Source organism: Persicitalea sp., assembly GCF_041751555.1.
GTDB lineage: Bacteria > Bacteroidota > Bacteroidia > Cytophagales > Spirosomataceae > Persicitalea.
Genome location: NZ_JBGSXF010000598.1, coordinates 1 through 15,861, shown reverse-complemented (window position 1 = coordinate 15,861; position 15,861 = coordinate 1). Strand labels below are relative to the sequence as shown.

Annotated in this window: 14 protein-coding genes and 1 pseudogene; 5 read left to right on the top strand and 10 right to left on the bottom strand. The window is 50.6% G+C overall.

Annotated features, from left to right (window positions below; translation table 11 throughout):
• A partial coding sequence (locus ACEW8P_RS21170; protein WP_373515064.1) for an MFS transporter occupies positions 1-604 on the bottom strand: 604 nt, incomplete at its 3' end.
• 22 nt (positions 605-626) lie between these two features.
• On the bottom strand, positions 627-3,209 hold the full coding sequence (locus tag ACEW8P_RS21165) for a family 20 glycosylhydrolase (protein WP_373515063.1): 2,583 nt from the start codon (positions 3,207-3,209) through the stop codon (positions 627-629).
• A 195-nt stretch (positions 3,210-3,404) separates the two neighbouring features.
• On the opposite strand from ACEW8P_RS21165, the gene ACEW8P_RS21160 reads away from it, so the two are divergent.
• The 3 genes from ACEW8P_RS21160 (at position 3,405) to ACEW8P_RS21150 (ending at position 6,999) form a co-directional block, all read left to right on the top strand.
• Positions 3,405-4,502, top strand: coding sequence for an acyltransferase family protein (locus ACEW8P_RS21160; RefSeq protein WP_373515062.1), 1,098 nt, complete (start codon positions 3,405-3,407; stop codon positions 4,500-4,502).
• Between the two features lie 65 nt (positions 4,503-4,567).
• Positions 4,568-6,049, top strand: a complete 1,482-nt coding sequence (locus tag ACEW8P_RS21155; protein WP_373515061.1) for a sodium:solute symporter — start codon at positions 4,568-4,570, stop codon at positions 6,047-6,049.
• A gap of 74 nt (positions 6,050-6,123) precedes the next feature.
• Complete coding sequence (locus ACEW8P_RS21150; protein WP_373515060.1) at positions 6,124-6,999, top strand: lysostaphin resistance A-like protein; 876 nt, start codon at positions 6,124-6,126, stop codon at positions 6,997-6,999.
• 42 nt (positions 7,000-7,041) lie between these two features.
• On the opposite strand, the gene ACEW8P_RS21145 is transcribed toward ACEW8P_RS21150, so the two are convergent.
• The 8 genes from ACEW8P_RS21145 to rfbC form a co-directional block, all read right to left on the bottom strand.
• Positions 7,042-7,455, bottom strand: coding sequence for a hypothetical protein (locus tag ACEW8P_RS21145; RefSeq protein ID WP_373515059.1), 414 nt, complete (start codon positions 7,453-7,455; stop codon positions 7,042-7,044).
• Positions 7,456-7,647: 192 nt separating this feature from the next.
• Positions 7,648-7,791, bottom strand: coding sequence for a hypothetical protein (locus tag ACEW8P_RS21140; protein WP_373515058.1), 144 nt, complete (start codon positions 7,789-7,791; stop codon positions 7,648-7,650).
• Positions 7,792-7,794: 3 nt separating this feature from the next.
• Complete coding sequence (locus ACEW8P_RS21135; protein ID WP_373515057.1) at positions 7,795-8,337, bottom strand: hypothetical protein; 543 nt, start codon at positions 8,335-8,337, stop codon at positions 7,795-7,797.
• A gap of 248 nt (positions 8,338-8,585) precedes the next feature.
• Positions 8,586-9,689 (bottom strand): MBL fold metallo-hydrolase, encoded by a 1,104-nt coding sequence (locus ACEW8P_RS21130; RefSeq protein ID WP_373515056.1) that lies wholly within the window; start codon positions 9,687-9,689, stop codon positions 8,586-8,588.
• A 79-nt stretch (positions 9,690-9,768) separates the two neighbouring features.
• Complete coding sequence (locus tag ACEW8P_RS21125; protein ID WP_373515055.1) at positions 9,769-10,314, bottom strand: acyl-CoA thioesterase; 546 nt, start codon at positions 10,312-10,314, stop codon at positions 9,769-9,771.
• Positions 10,315-10,466: 152 nt separating this feature from the next.
• Positions 10,467-12,050 (bottom strand): 1-hydroxycarotenoid 3,4-desaturase CrtD, encoded by a 1,584-nt coding sequence (gene crtD, locus ACEW8P_RS21120; protein WP_373515054.1) that lies wholly within the window; start codon positions 12,048-12,050, stop codon positions 10,467-10,469.
• Positions 12,051-12,093: 43 nt separating this feature from the next.
• On the bottom strand, positions 12,094-13,560 hold the full coding sequence (locus tag ACEW8P_RS21115) for a nicotinate phosphoribosyltransferase (protein ID WP_373515053.1): 1,467 nt from the start codon (positions 13,558-13,560) through the stop codon (positions 12,094-12,096).
• 15 nt (positions 13,561-13,575) lie between these two features.
• On the bottom strand, positions 13,576-14,121 hold the full coding sequence (rfbC, locus tag ACEW8P_RS21110; protein ID WP_373515052.1) for a dTDP-4-dehydrorhamnose 3,5-epimerase: 546 nt from the start codon (positions 14,119-14,121) through the stop codon (positions 13,576-13,578).
• Between the two features lie 112 nt (positions 14,122-14,233).
• Between rfbC and pyrF the strand changes: the two genes are divergently transcribed.
• Positions 14,234-15,064, top strand: a complete 831-nt coding sequence (gene pyrF, locus ACEW8P_RS21105; protein WP_373515051.1) for an orotidine-5'-phosphate decarboxylase — start codon at positions 14,234-14,236, stop codon at positions 15,062-15,064.
• 101 nt (positions 15,065-15,165) lie between these two features.
• Positions 15,166-15,861: pseudogene (locus tag ACEW8P_RS21100) on the top strand (diaminopimelate decarboxylase); the annotation flags it as partial.

The following is a 15,861-nucleotide window of genomic DNA, read 5'->3' as shown; positions in this document are numbered from 1 at the left end:
GGAATTTCACCAGTTGAATCACGACGACCATCGCCAGAGCAATTAGGGCGAATACCCAATACAGCGACACCCATTTCAGATTCTCAGGTACCAGGGAGTCAAAAAGCTGAATCAGAGGCGACTCACTCCCCGTATGGACATTTGTCACGAGGTAGCTGTACAGATAAGGACTTAAAAAAGAAGCTGCACCGAAGGCCAACTGACCGAGTACCGAGTTGAAAGCAAACTTGGATTCGCCACCCGCCACCCGCAGCAGGGGATTGATAACTACCTGCAACATCGCCATGCCGATACCAATCAGAAACAACGAAAATAACGCGACGCTGAAACTGGGTAGAAGCGCAAACAACAAGGCACCCGCAAAAGCAATCATAAACGCCCAGAGAAGTACCTTCTTCTCTCGGTATTTTTCCACCAAAACTCCGGCTGGGATCGACATCACGCCGTAGGAAACAAAAAAGGCGAACGGCATAAAACCCGCCAATCCCAAACTCAGATCGAAGCTCTCGACAATATCCGGGATGATCGGCCCGAGGATATTGCTCAGGAACGAAATGACAAAGAAGATAAGGAGAATTAGAAAAACCAGAAACGAACTTCTCATTCAGGAGGGAGTGATTTGTACTTTACATTTTTACTAATGTCGTTCGGCTGGAACGCCCGGCTTTATCAAATGCTTTCAGCCTGACTTCCCCCGAAACATTGATAGGGGTGGTGTACTCGGTAGATTTCAGCGTGGGCTCACTACCGTCGGTGGTATACCAGATGCGCAATCCGGGAAAGGCTACGTTGGCTTTCAAAGTACCATCTTCCACCACTGCACCAGGAAGCGGAATGCGGTAGTTGTAGCCGTTATTGAAGCGCGACATTCGGGGTAGTTCTTTTGTCGCCAACGTATTGGCAAATATATTCCACGCCTCCCCTACCCTTTTCCGGCGATTTTCACCAGGTGGCATTTCTTCCCAGTCGCGGGCTTTGGCCCAGGCACTTTCGGCGAAGCCCATGATTTTCGGCAGCATCAGGTATTCCAGCATCTCTCGGCCCTTCACGGTTTCTCCCCATAGCTGCGCCTCCACGCCAATAATGTTTTTCCGGGCGCCGGGTCGGAGTTTTTCCATTCCCCTGAAGTCCCTTGCAACATCCAGTTTTCGTCCGAAATTAGTTTCTTCCGTCGTGCTGAACATGTTGAAAGGAGCAAACTCCCAATTGTCGCGCGTATCCACAAATCCCGCCCAGTAGAGTCCGGGTTCTTCGGGGTCGTTGTTGTATGAAATGTCGAAATAAAAATTCGATACGTTGCACAGAATTACGGGATATCCCGCATTGGCCAGGCGATAGCCTAAATCCTTATAATCGAACAAATTATTCCAAATGTATGGTACTACACTACCGTCGGCGAAGGCCGCGTTGGGTTGGTAACTACCGTCTTCGGCTTTGAGCAGCGCCACCTCCTCCCACCCGTGGACGGTCAGGCCTTTCTTCTTCATGCGGCCCACTAGTTTTTCAAAAAAATAGGCTTGCAGGTTTTTTGGGTCTTTGATAGAAGGGTTATCCTTCATTAGCTTGTCGGCCATCGGCGACGCCGTCCAGACCTTTTCCGGCACTTCGTCGCCACCCGCGTGGATCACATCCATTTTCAAGCCTGCCTCTTGGTACATTTTAGCCATTTCGTCCACGACTTTATCGTAAAAGCGGTAGGTCGATTCCTGCGCTACGCTTACCGTGTTGTTCTTGTAGCCTTGCGCCGAGAGGTACTCGGAGCGGTCGTCGGGGTCGATGAGTCGATACTCGTTGGCTTCTTTCTCTTTGCCTTCCTTCATCAATCGTTCGTAGCGGGCCTCCATAGCTTTGATAGCCGCCAAGGCGTGGCCGGGCAGGTTCAATTCTGGAATGACTTTGATATGCCGGGCGGCAGCATATTTCAGGATTTCTACGAAATCAGCCCTGGTGTAGTAGCCGCTGCCGTGCTTGCCTACCTCATAGGCAACTGGCCCGGAGCCATAGGCCGGATGCAGCGCGGTAGCGTCCATACCCGAAGTATGCTGCCGCTGCCCGCCGACTTCGGTTAGTTCAGGCAAGCCGTCGATTTCCAGCCGCCAACCTTCGTCTTCGGTAGTGTAGAGCAGAAATTGGTTCAGCTTATAAAAAGCCATGAGGTCGAGCGTGCGCAAAATTGTTTCTTTCGTCTGGAAATTTCGGCTCACATCGACTTGGAGGGCGCGGGTGTGAAAGCGCGGGGCGTCCTCAATTTTTATCGCATCGAGCGAGATACTTTTCTGGCTGTATGCTTCGAAGGGAATTAGGGCCAGCAGGCTTTGCACTCCGTAAAATACCCCCGCCGCATCGGCACCTTCAATTAAGATTCGCTCCGGGGATATATCCAGCCGATAAGCTTCCTTTTTGATTCCGTTGACCGCTACCTCCCCAATTCTGAGTACCATACCTGAGGTTCTTTCATCGCTTTGCCTGGTTCCGTATTTCGTTCTGGTGATCTCTCCCAGTCGCTTATTCAGGAAGTTGGCTTCAGTTTCTAGACCTTTGCCAAATGAAATTCCCTGGCTCCCATCCAGTTTAAAAGTACCCTTACCCGCCTCCATCCGCACGGGCGAAGGAATTATTTTCAGTAGTTCTTCTTTCAAAACTGGATATACGTCAAGATTATCCTGGTAACGCTGTGCTGCGGTAGGCAGTGACTTTTGATCTTCTTTGCCACGGAGCAGTTGTTCATTCCGGACAAATGGCATCACGGTCGCGTCGCCGATTTGCTCGATTCTCTTTTCCTGTCCTTCGTCGTCGTAATACACGATGTACAGCCCGAGCGGCGCGTCGGTTTTCTTAATTACCCCCTCGGTACCCATATACCTGATCTCGATGGAGTCGCCGGGTGCCAGGGCGAAACCGCTTTCCGGCACCAGCTTGTACCAGTCGCCATTGATGTGCTCGACCCGGGCGGGTTGAGGGGTCTTATTGGGTAAAATGGGCCGGGGAGCCATATTGAAGAATAGTGTCCAATGCTTATCATCTAACTCTTGCTTGCCATTATTCTTTACAAAAAAACGGGCGTCGAACTCGTCGTTCTCGCCAGTAAAATTGCTAATGAGTTCCCAGGAAACGGCCAATTCGCTTTTCCCGGTCAGTTTTTCTTCTGTTGGATAATTACAACCAAAAAGAATGGAGACAAGCAGGTAGGTGAAAAAAGCTTTTTTCATGCAAGAGGCAATATGATGGCAAACTGATTTTGCGGGATCTGGAAAAAGCCGACAACCTTGTCAGGCTGAGCGTACGGGCCCCGCTCCGGCGTATCGGCCCCAGCCCGATAGCCTATATATTACCCGTCGGCGTACTAAAACTACTACTAGCAATAAGAAAACGCACTTTCACTACTACTCCCGAATCAAATAATAATGGTTAAAACTTCCCGACGGCTCGTGTCGCTCGATGCCCTGCGCGGCTTCACGATTGCGGCCATGATCATCGTCAATTTCCCTGGTCTGGAAGAATATGTTTATCCTCCGCTGCATCATTCTGCCTGGAATGGCCTGACGTTCACCGACCTCATTGCCCCAATATTCTTATTTGTAATTGGCGTTTCCATCGCTCTCGCTTACTCGCGGCGGCTGGCCGCGAAAACACCCAAAAGAGAACTTCATAGCAAGATCATTATCCGGGCCCTAAAAATTTTCGCCGTCGGGATGTTTTTGAACGTTATGCCTGATTTCGACTTCTCCGATGCCCGCTGGACGGGTACTTTGCACCGCATCGCCATCGTGTTTCTAATATGCGGGCTGCTTTTTCTTCATACCAATTGGCAACAACAAGCCTGGATCGGAGCCGTCATTCTGGTAGCTTACTGGCTGGCCATGTCCCTGATCCCAACACCCGGCGTAGGTGAAGTTATGCTCGAACCAGGCGTAAATCTGGCGGCTTGGGTGGATCAGCAGCTCCTGCCGGGAAAGATGTGGCAGGGCAATTGGGACCCCGAGGGAATCCTCAGTACTTTTCCCGCCACCGTTTCGGGCATCACCGGGATGCTGGCCGGAGGATTGATGCTCAGCGAATTTTCTCCAAGTAAAAAGGTCAACTACCTTATGACTGCCGGATTATTTTCGGGAGTTCTGGGGTACTTTTGGAGCCTGACTTTCCCGCTCAACGAAGGCCTGTGGACGAGTTCGTTCGTGCTTCTCACTTCGGGTTTTGCCGCGTTGTTGTTGGGTGCGTTGTACTTTGTCGTCGATATTTTGGGCCGCGAGCGCGGGACGGGTGTTGGGGTCATTTTCGGGGCTAATGCCATAACTGTTTATGTTTTGGCTGATGTTTTAGCACTTTTTTTCTACGGCCTGCAATTCGGGGGACAGCCGCTGAACGAACTGACAGTCAATGCCATGATTGACGCAGGCATGGTCCCAAAATTCGCCAGTATGGTTTACGCGCTTGCCTTCACAGCAGTAAATTTCATCCCCGCTTATATTTTGTACAAAAAGAAGATATTTATCAGGCTGTGACGTTGTCACCTCACCCCCGACCCCTCTCCCATCAGGAGAGGGGTGGATAGTAAATCTAAGCACCCTTGAAAACCCTCGACCTTATTGTTTTCCTTGCCTACATGGGCGGTATCACGCTGTTTGGAGCTTCCTTTTACTCAAAGGACAAATCGGCATCAACCTTCACACTGGGCAATAGCAACTTCCCCACCTGGGTAGTTACGATGTCGATTTTCGCGACTTTCGTAAGCAGCATTAGTTTTTTGGGGTTGCCGGGCAATGCCTACCTTTCCAATTGGAACGCCTTCGTTTTCAGCTTGTCCATTCCCGTAGCTTCCCTGATGGCGGTTCAGTTTTTTGTGCCGCTGTACCGAAAGTTAAATAGTCCTTCGGCTTATGTTTTTCTGGAAACCAAGTTTGGACTTTGGGCGCGGGTGTACGTTTCGGCTTGCTACCTGCTGACGCAATTGATGCGGATCGGTACGATCCTGTACTTGCTGGCCCTGCCTGTCAACGCACTATTTGGCTGGGATATCCTGACGATTATCGCCGTTACCGGGCTCGTCGTAATGGGCTACTCGCTGTTAGGCGGCATCCAAGCCGTCATGTGGACCGACGCCATTCAGGGCATTGTACTTATCGGTGGAGCTTTGGCTTGCCTGTTGTTTATTGCTTTTTCGATGCCGGAAGGGCCGGGTCAAATCGTCACCATTGCGCTGGAAAATGATAAACTAAGTCTGGGTAGTTTTGGGAGTAGCTTGACTGATTCTACATTTTGGGTTGTCCTGATCTACGGTATTTTCATCAATCTCCAAAACTACGGCATCGATCAGAACTACGTGCAACGCTACATGGCCTCACGTTCCGACGCCGAAGCCAAGCGCTCAGCGCTATGGGGCGGGATGTTGTATGTCCCCGTTTCACTACTTTTCTTTATGATTGGTACGGCGCTGTTTGCCTACTACACGGCTATGCCGGATGCGCTGCCTGCTGAACTGCGTGACATGTCCAAAAGTGACCGGGTATTTCCGTTTTTCATTGTGGACGCGCTGCCTTCCGGTCTCACGGGACTACTTATCGCTTCCATTTTCGCCGCGGGCATGAGTACCATCTCCACTGGTATCAACAGTTCTTCGACGGTCGTTTTGGTGGACTACTTCCAGCGATTTTCCAAGACTGAGCTGACCGAGAAAAAGTCGATGCGCGTACTTTACGCCACGACGTTCATTATCAGCATAGTGGGCATCGGCATCGCCTTTGCGATGATCAATGTCAAGAGTGCGCTGGATGCCTGGTGGAAACTGGCATCAGTGTTTAGTGGAGGAATGCTGGGGCTATTTTTGTTAGGGGCTTTTGTCGAGAAAATTAACCAGAAAGGTGCGATTCTTGGGGTAGTTTTGGGCGTGTTGCTCATTCTGTGGATGAGTCTCTCGCCTATCTTTTGGACGAGCGGTGAGATGCAGGAATATGCCAGTCCTTTCCATGCTTACTTAGCGATAGTGTTTGGCACAATGGTGTTGTTTCTAACGGGCTTTTTAGCTACCGTCGTAGCTTCCCGCAAGTCCTGAGTCTTTCAGGAATTTAGAGTCTAGAACCACGTTGCCTTTCTCCATTTTTTATATTTTAGGCTTCTACCTGCCCAATGACCCGTACTTTTTTAATCAAATTGGGCTATCTGCTTCTTGAAGTCCTCACTTTTGCGATAATTGTTTTTCCCATCGTTATCGCCTTTGCCGGTATTTTTGAAGTATTTGGCATGAGAATGCCGGCTGATTCGGGAGTCAATAACCCTCAAAATCCTTACCAGGCAACTCTGGTCGACTACATTCCACAAATCATCGCTTTCCTTACCGCCTTTTTTGTGATGAGGAAGTGGATTTTTAAACGATCTTTTACGGAAATGGGGCTGACCTGGAAGAATCTCCTTCCAGATTTGACCAAAGGCTTTGGATTAAGTGTGATACTGGTCGTCGCCGGATTTGGGGTACTTTTTGTTTTGCAAAAGCTCGACTATACCGGGACACTTTTTAACTTCGAGCAATTCAGCGGGTTACTGGTACTTTTCCTTTTTCAAAGCTGGTCCGAAGAAATCATGAGCCGAGGGTTTCTCCTGGCTACGATCGCCCACTACTTTGGCGATGTGGCTGGATTGCTCGTGAGCGCGTTCTTATTTTCGCTATTGCATTTTTTCAACCCGGACTTTGCCTGGATCGGAGGCACCAACATTTTTCTGGCGGGGATTGCCCTGGGACTGCTCTACCTCAAATACCGCAACCTGTGGGTCTGCACGGGTTTTCACTGGGGCTGGAATTTTGTGCAGGCAGGCTTTTTCGATTTCAATGTGAGCGGCTTCGACGTATTTAGCTTCATTCGTTTCAAGCCGCTCGCTCCGGCATGGCTGTCGGGTGGTACTTTTGGCTTTGAGGGATCGATACTGGCGGTACTGTTTCTGCTGGCTTTCAGCGTTTACTACTGGCGACAGGTCGATTTTTCCACAAAAAAACTTCCCGAAAGCTAAGAGCCTTTCGGGAAGTCAGGAGAAATTTGAAATCTTGGTTTTCTACCGTCCAGTTGTCAGGATGACTTCACTGCTTGGGTTTAAAGTTTCGGGGTCGTTTTCGGCTGTAATAAATACCCGATCCGGCTTGTCTATCGCCTTTGATTCCAGCTCACCCGAAAGGGATTTAGACATTAAGCCCGAAGAGATTTTGATCTGTCCAAGTCGCTTGGTTATTCCCTGATTCGAATCCATCCAGACCATGTACACTTCGCGGGCGGGGCTGAGTTGCTCCGGCTTTGCCAAATTGTACACGTTCACGGTAAGATCGTAATTGTTGTTCTTGTCTTTTTTAACTTTTACCTCACCCGTTGCAGCCGGGACTTTTGAAGAATTCTGAAAGGTCATCTTGCTGGAGCAAGCTCCCAGCGTCAGGGCTAGGAATAGTATGAGGGCAATTGGGTTAAGCGTCTTCATAATTACTGAAATTTGATTGTAATAAATCTACATTAGGTAGCTTTCTAAACAAAATCCGTTCCTAACTGTTTCAACTCGTTTTGTGGCCAGATTAATGAAAGCATCAAGACGTATATTCTAAGCACAGGCTCTTGGTACATTACTGCCTCTTTCCGCTAAAACTCTGCCCCTGGGCATCCAGTGTCACGCCCGTTAACTGACCGCCTGGTCGCGGCTGAATTTTAAGACAGCCCGGCCCGATGCGTCGAATTGGTCAGGAGCGGATAGTGGCGTCAACTCGCCCTCCTCACCCATCGCATTAATCAACAGCTTGTCGTCCACTGCCTTGATTTCCATGGTCTAGAAAGGCAGTCCTTCCATTTTGTATTGACCCGCGTAGGCAGCCATACTGTTAGCTGACGCTTCGCGATTTCCGATATAATCCTGCCCCTGAATATTGACGACAATGGATTTTACGTGTTCATCGGCATCTCGCGTAAAATTGACGGTAGCTTGTCCGTTGGCATCAAACTTGTCCTTATCCTTCATCGGGGTCAGATCACCCGTATTGTCCCCCGCAGCGTAGTGTAGTTTACCCGATTTATCGGATAGTTCTATGTGTTCGAAAGGTAGCCCATCCATTTTGTACTTTCCTACGTAGACATTCAGGTCGGCTTTCGAATTTTCCTTTGTTCCCACAAAATTTTCTCCCTGAGCGTTGAGGTTCATACTCACTACCTCACCGCTGGAATCTCGGGTAAACTTGACGGTGGCCTCGCCATTGGCGCTAAACTCATCCTTAGTAGCCTTGGACATTAAAGTGCCCTGATACTCGCCCGCGACATATTGCAATTTGCTGTCTTTGACGGTAAGCTCGACGTAGTCAAAAGGCGTTCCCTGCATTTTATACTTTCCCGCGTATTCGGCGTAGTTGACCGTGTCGGCACGGCTGATTTGGCTCAGATTCTTGTCAGCATTTTCAGCTTAAGCCGTTGGTTCAACGAAAGTAGAGGCGGTCAGGCTGGCAACCGCCAGAATTAGCTTTTTCATTTTTGTTTGATGATGGTTAGTGAATATGTTAAAACCTTGAATTAGAAAACATTTACCCTATCTACTAAAAAAATCAGACCGCAGATTTAGGGTAACGACGCTCAGTGCTCCCACCAGTTTTGCGTAGGTTGCCTTGTCCCGATGGGATAGCGGGTACCGATGATAGGCGTGGCGATGAAAGCACCCGTCGTGTTGGCGCGGTTGAGCCGCTCTACGCTTTCGGTCCAGGGATGCACCGCCAGGTTGAAGGCACCCCAGTGAATCGGTATAAGTACCTTTCCCTTCAAATCCAGAAAAGCCTGCATGGTTTCTTCGGGCATTAGGTGGATGTCCTTCCACTTCACGTTGTATTGTCCGCATTCAATCATCGCCAGATCAAAAGGCCCGAGTCGCTGACCGATTTCCCTGAAATGCGTTCCATAGCCGCCGTCGCCACTGAAATAAACCGAATGTGCTTGTCCCTTTACTACCCAGGAAGCCCACAAAGTACTGTTGCGGTTAGTCAGGCCGCGGCCCGAAAAATGGCGTTGTGGGGTAGCGGTGAAGGTAAGGTCGCCCGCCGAAGCGGATTCCCACCAATCGAGTTCGGTGATTTTGGCGGGGTCGACTCCCCAACGTTCGAGGTGCGCGCCCACGCCCAGCGGCACGTAAAAGTGGCCAACATTGGGGTTTAGTTCTTGAATTGAGCCATAATCCAGGTGGTCGTAATGATCGTGCGAAATGACTACCGCGTCGATGTTGACCAACTGCGCCAGGTCGATGGGTTCACGGTAGGCGAATCGTTTGGCAAAAAACGGGACAGGCGAAGCAGCCGGGCCGAACATCGGATCGAGTAAGATGCGTTTGCCCTCTATTTCGAGAAGTACCGCTGAGTGGCCGAACCAGGTGACATGCATCAGACTGTCGAGCGGTGTTTTTTTATCTGAAAAATCAGTAGTCAGTGGTTGGTCGGGGCGGGTGTTTTTGGCAGAAAAGAATTCTTTTAATGTACTGACAATCGAGTCCGCGCTCATATCCATCGAGGTGTGGATCGAATTCACAAAAGTACCATCGCTGTACTGCGGCGACGTTTTCATCCTATCGAGGCGGGCGCCTTCGGCTGCGGCCCCAAACTGTGGGGCCGCTTTGATAAAAATAAACATACCCATCGCAACGACGATGAGCAAGAGGAAGAGGTACTTGAAGAAATTTTTCAGGAATTTCAAATGCGTGTTTCAGTTTGACTAAAATCAAAAGAGTCTGCTTTTAAGTATCATTCCCCGGATTTTACCCTAACCCAGTACTTTACCAACCTACCACACAGCGGTACTCGCTCAACCGATCAAGGTCGCTTTCCAGCGATAAGCGGTTCTTTTCGTTATCGAAGGCGTCGCTCGATTCGTTTTCGATTTCCCGCCGCTTGATGGCTTCAAGAAATCGACGGGCATCCTCGCGGGTTTCCAGTAGCAGGGGCGGCACGGGCGTGGGTTGTCCATGGTCGTTCTTGGCTACCATCGTGAAGTACGAGGTGTTGGTATGATTCTGCACACCAGTGGTCACATTCTCCGCTACTACTTTTATTCCAACTACCATCGAGCTGCGCCCCACGAAATTGAGTGAAGCATGCAACGATACCAGGTCTCCCACCTCCACCGCTTGCAGGAAATTCACGTTGTCTACCGATACCGTCACGCAGTAGTTTCCCGCGTGACGTGAGGCACAGGCGTACGCTACCTTATCCATCAGTGACAGCAGAATACCTCCGTGGATTTTGCCACCAAAATTGGCGTAGCTCGGAATCATCAATTCGGTAAGGGTGGTGCGGGAATGGCTGACTGGACGGGGTTTCATAACGCTTTCGGGTTAACCTTTGGACGGGCGGATGGATCTGTTTGTTCAGAGTGACACACAGACTTAGAACATGAAGTCATCTCTCTCAAATTTTAAATTATAAGGTGAACGGATGGCTAGTTTTTCTGACTATAGTCAAAGATTCCTTACACTTAATCTACCATCTCCGTCGCAATCTTCGCCGACAGCAAACATAGCGGCACGCCTCCGCCCGGATGCACGCTGCCGCCTACAAAGTACAGATTTTCGAACTGCCGGGAAAAATTGGCGTGGCGCAAAAAAGCCGCGAAGCGGTTGTTGGAGCTATTGCCATAAAGCGCCCCCTGTGAGCTAGAGGTGCGGCTTTCAATCAAGCGCGGGTCGAGGGTGTCTTCGGCTTCGATCAAGTTTTCGATATTCTGGCCGAGTTGGCGACTTAGTTTAGTCAGGATATTTTGGCGGGTTTTGGCAATCAATGCGTCCCAATCCTGGCCGTCGTTGGCGGGGGCGTTGACCATCACAAACCAGTTTTCGCCGTTGGTGGGCGCATCGCCAGGTTCGTACTTAGCGGTGATGTTGACGTACACCGTTGGGTCATCGCCAATGGTTTTTTGTTGGAAAATGTGGTTGAATTCGGTGGGGTAATCCTGGCTAAAAAAAATATTGTGCAAGCCCAACTCAGGAAAACGCTTCTTGATTCCCCAATAAAATATAAGGGCTGAACTGGATTTCGGTTGCCTCAACACCCGCTCAGGCTGCCGCGCCTCGGGCAGTAGTTTGCGAAAAGTATTGACGACGTCCATATTGCTTATGACTACATCGTGTTTAATTCTATTGCCATTCACCTGCACACCCGAAATTCGTTTCCCGTCAGTTAGCAGCCTCTCGACCGGACTATCGTAATGAAAGCTCACGCCCGAATCCTCGGCTAATTTCACCAGACTGTTGGTAATTGAAACCATACCACCTTTAGGAAAAAATGCGCCGATGTTATACTCCAAATGCGGAATAATGTTCATCGTGGCGGGCGTCTGGTAAGGATCGGAGCCATTGTAGGTGGCGTAGCGGTTGAATAACTGCACCACGCGTGGGTCGCTGAACCGACTGGCATTGGCGGCACTCATGCTACGGAAGGCGTCCAACTTGTGCAGATTCCGGTAGCCTTTCAGGGCGTCGCGGTTAAAGTAGGTACCCAGCTTGTGCAGCGAGCGGTGCAGAAAAAGCTTTTCGGTCACTTCGAACTTCACTGCGCTGTTTTTCAAGTGAGCCAGTACGTTTTCGGCGGGTTCGCCGAGGTACTTTTCGATGGTCCGGGCCAAAGCTTCCGGCTCGGCGTCGGCTACGAAGCGAGTGCCGTCTTCGTAAAAATATCGGCAGGTTTCGGGTAGTTTTTGGTAGTTGAAGTAATCCGATGGCTTTTTTCCCGCCAACTCGAATAGGTCATCTACCAACTGAGGCATGGTAAACAGCGACGGCCCAGCATCGAAGCGGTAGCCGTTGATTTCAAAGGAAGAAAGCTTACCGCCGGGATAGGCATTTCCTTCGTACACATCCACCGCGTAGCCCTTCACAGCCAGGCGAATGGCCGAAGCGATTCCCGCAATGCCCGCGCCGACGATAACGGCGGAAGGTTGATCAATTGTTGAATTGTGTGCAGATGATTTTTTAGGCCAAGCGTTCCCCGGAATAAATTCCGGGACGGTCCGCCGCGCGGCTACAAAACCGCCCGCGCCTATGGCGTTTTTTGGATATTGCATGATTTGATCCTTTTCCACTTTCTGCCTCTGTGCCTCTGCCCCTTCATTCCTTTCCTCCTCTCAACTTCACAATCAAAGCCGTTTTCTCATCAAAAAGTTTTTTCTCCAAGCCAACCGGATAAGTGTGCGGGTTCACAAAACGCTTAGTGCCTTCGTGGAATTGGGCGAGTTGCTGCTGCACCCGGAGTTTCGTTTCTTCTATCGGAGGTATCTCATAGTTTTGTTTTCCTGCCTGGAAAATGGTTTGGAGTAGGTCTTCATATTGGTGTTTTTTATCAAAAGTGCGCTGCCGGGTAAAGTCGTAAGGGTCGATCATCTTGATTTTTTCGGATAAGTTATCCCGCACATCAAAAATCATGTCGGCGATAAAACCCCGCTCATTCTTGTAACGTCGCACTTGCTGGATGCCCGGCGTGGAGGTTTTGATGGTTTGTTCCGAGAGTTTGACTTTGTTTTCCCACTCGCCGTTTTCGTTTTTGAGGGCGGCCAGTTTGTATACGCCGCCCAAGGCGGGCTGGTCGTAGGCGGTAACGAGCTTCGTTCCCACGCCCCAAACGTCAATTTTTGCCCCCTGTTGCTTGAGGCTGGCCATGATATGTTCGTCGAGGTCGTTGCTGGCGACGATGGATGTTTTCTCGAATCCGGCGGCGTCCAGTAGTTTACGGGCCTCGATGCTCAGATAGGCCAAATCTCCCGAATCAAGTCGGATGCCGCCCAAATCGTGGCCGCGCTGCCGGAGCTGTTTTCCGACGATGATCGCATTTTTCACCCCCTGGATCGTGTCGTAAGTATCTACCAACAGCGTGACATTGTTGGGTAGAAACCGGGCGTAAGTTTCAAAAGATTCCAATTCGGAATCAAAAGACATTACCCAACTGTGCGCGTGAGTCCCCTTAATCGGAATGCCGTAAAGCTTGCCCGCCAGCACGTTGGAGGTGGCGTCGAAGCCACCGATATATGCCGCGCGGCTGGCGGTCATGCCACCGTCAGGCCCCTGCGCGCGGCGCAAGCCGAATTCAAGCAGGGCGTCGTCAGGAGCCACGAGCCGCATCCGGGCGGCCTTGGTAGCAATCAGTGTCTGAAAATTGATAAGGTTCAGTAGCGGCGTTTCCAGCAACTGGCATTGCAGGATCGGTCCCGTGATGCGCAACAATGGCTCATTCGGGAACACAACAGTACCTTCCGGTACGGCGGCTACGTCGCACTTGAATTCCAGATTTTTGAGGTATTCCAAAAATTCCTCCTCAAATAGAGGCTGGCCGTCGCTACCCGTCAAAGTGCGGAGGTAAGCGATGTCTTTTTTGGAAAGCCCGTATTCATTCAAGTAGCTGATCGCACTGCTCAGCCCGCAGGCCACGGTAAAGCCACCGCCAAAAGGATGTTTCCGGAAATAAAGATTGAACACTGCTTCCTGCTCGGCTTTACCCGACTTCCAATAACCGTAGGCCATGGTGAGTTGGTAAAGGTCGGTAAGCAGACTGAGGGAAGTGTCGTACAGGCGGTTGATCACGAGGCTGATTTTGGGCTAGGAAATCTGCTTCGCAAACAAGGTTTTGAAAGCTGGCAGTTCGACGTCTTTCTCCGAAACGATGGGATTTTTCACTCCCCAGTCAATGTTCAGCGTGGGGTCGTTCCAGATAATACCTGACTCGCAGGCTTTATTATAAAGATTGGTGCATTTGTAGCTGAAAATAGAATCTTCCACAGCTGCAAACCCGTGCGCAAAGCCTTCGGGAATGTAGGCCATGTTGTTGCGTCTAGCGTCCAACTCAAATAACTCGAATTGCCCGAAGGTCGGTGATTCGGGGCGGATGTCTACCGCTACGTCGATGACGCGGCCTGTGATGACCCGCACGAGTTTACCCTGCGCAAAGGGCGGGTTCTGAAAGTGCAGCCCCCGCAAAACGCCTTTCACCGAAAAGGATTGGTTGTCTTGCACGAAATGGGTCGGAAGTCCGGCTTTCTCGTACGCTTCGCGGTTATAAGACTCGAAAAACGCGCCCCGGTCGTCTTCAAAAATTCGGGGAAAAATCTCGACCAGTCCCGCAATAGACGTTTCTCGAATCAGCATATAATTTGTCGTTTTATTGGATTGTGTGTGTGATTGATGCAAAGGTAGTCTTCGGCAAATTTATGAATCTATCGGGAGAGGTCGTAATTTCGCCGCAATATTTCCGCTCCCAATGACCTACGAACAACTTTATTTACAAATAATAGCCAGGAAATCCTACCTCTGCGTGGGCCTGGACACGGACCTCAGGAAAATCCCGCCCCACCTGCTAACGGAGGAAGATCCGGTTTTCGCCTTTAATCGGGCAATTATCGACGCCACGGCGGATTTCTGTGTGTCCTACAAGCCCAACATCGCCTTCTACGAGGCGCAGGGGCCGCAAGGATGGGAAAGCCTGCGTAAAACGCTGGAGTACATTCCCAAAACCCACTTTACCATCGCCGATGCCAAGCGCGGTGACATCGGCAACACTTCCGGCCTGTACGCACGAACCTTCTTCGATGTGGCAGCAGCCGGGTTGAATTTCGACGCCGTGACTGTGGCCCCCTATATGGGGCACGATTCGGTGGAGCCTTTTTTGGCTTACAAAAACAAGTGGGTGATCCTGCTGGCCCTAACTTCTAATCCCGGCGGCGACGATTTTCAACGCCTGACCATTGACGGCAAACCCTTGTACGAACACGTGCTGACGATCTCCCAAAACTGGGCTGATGCCGACCGACTGATGTACGTGGTAGGTGCCACGCAAGCTGACGCCCTGGCCCACATTCGTAAAATCGTCCCCAACCATTTCCTGCTGGTACCGGGCGTAGGCGCCCAAGGCGGAAGTCTGGAGGAAGTTTCGCGCCACGGCATGAACGACCAATGCGGCCTACTTGTCAATGCATCCCGCAGCATCCTCTACGCCAGCAACGGCCCCGATTTCGCCGTAAAAGCACGGGAAGAAGCGCAGAGCGTTCAGCGGGAAATGGAAGGTTTTCTTAAAGAGTTAATGAGTGCATGAGTTTATGAGTTTTTTTCTGATGAACTCACAAACTTTTAACCATAAAGTTACACGTTATAAACTCATAAACTTTAAACTCATAAACTTTAAACTCATAAACTTTGAACTCACATACCCTACTAGACCTCACCCAACAATACGGAACGCCACTCTACGTGTACGACGGCAACATTATTCGCCGGCAGGTAAAGGCGTTGCAAGATGCTTTCGCCGAAGTGGATATGCGCATCAAGTACGCCTGTAAGGCCAATACCAACCTGGCCATTTTGCGGTTGATGCGCAGCCTGGGTGTAGAAATTGACGTGGTATCGGTGGGGGAAATGCGTATGGCCCTGCTGGCGGGTTACGCCCCGGAACAGCTGACTTTCACCCCCAGCGGCGTACCGTTCGCCGAAGTACGCGAGGCAGTCGATGCGGGCGTGAAGATCAATGTGGACAGTCTGCCTCTGCTCGAATGGTTTGGGCAAAACTACCAAGGCACCCGGCCCTGCCTGATTCGCCTCAAACCGAACGTAGCGGCGGGTGGCAACGCCAAAATCATGACGGGCCACAGCGACTCTAAATTTGGCATTTCGGTATTGCTTTTGAACGATATTCTGGCGGTAGTAGCGCAGCACGGCATGAAAATCATTGGCCTGCATCAGCACACGGGTTCCGATATTAAGGAGGCAGATGCCTTCCTGCAAGCCTCGGAGGTAATCTTCAAGGCGGCGATGCGCTTTCCCGATCTGCAAATCATTGACCTCGGCGGCGGATTTAAGGTTTCTTACAAGCCCGGCGACGTGACGACTGACATG

Excerpts from the sequence above, each read along its gene's own strand:
- ACEW8P_RS21165 (WP_373515063.1), bottom strand. The coding sequence starts at position 3,209 with ATGAAAAAAGCTTTTTTCACCTACCTGCTTGTCTCCATTCTTTTTGGT.
- ACEW8P_RS21160 (WP_373515062.1), top strand. The coding sequence starts at position 3,405 with ATGGTTAAAACTTCCCGACGGCTCGTGTCGCTCGATGCCCTGCGCGGC.
- ACEW8P_RS21150 (WP_373515060.1), top strand. The coding sequence starts at position 6,124 with ATGACCCGTACTTTTTTAATCAAATTGGGCTATCTGCTTCTTGAAGTC.
- ACEW8P_RS21145 (WP_373515059.1), bottom strand. The coding sequence starts at position 7,455 with ATGAAGACGCTTAACCCAATTGCCCTCATACTATTCCTAGCCCTGACG.
- ACEW8P_RS21140 (WP_373515058.1), bottom strand. The coding sequence starts at position 7,791 with ATGGAAATCAAGGCAGTGGACGACAAGCTGTTGATTAATGCGATGGGT.
- ACEW8P_RS21135 (WP_373515057.1), bottom strand. The coding sequence starts at position 8,337 with ATGCAGGGAACGCCTTTTGACTACGTCGAGCTTACCGTCAAAGACAGC.
- ACEW8P_RS21125 (WP_373515055.1), bottom strand. The coding sequence starts at position 10,314 with ATGAAACCCCGTCCAGTCAGCCATTCCCGCACCACCCTTACCGAATTG.
- crtD (WP_373515054.1), bottom strand. The coding sequence starts at position 12,050 with ATGCAATATCCAAAAAACGCCATAGGCGCGGGCGGTTTTGTAGCCGCG.
- rfbC (WP_373515052.1), bottom strand. The coding sequence starts at position 14,121 with ATGCTGATTCGAGAAACGTCTATTGCGGGACTGGTCGAGATTTTTCCC.
- pyrF (WP_373515051.1), top strand. The coding sequence starts at position 14,234 with ATGACCTACGAACAACTTTATTTACAAATAATAGCCAGGAAATCCTAC.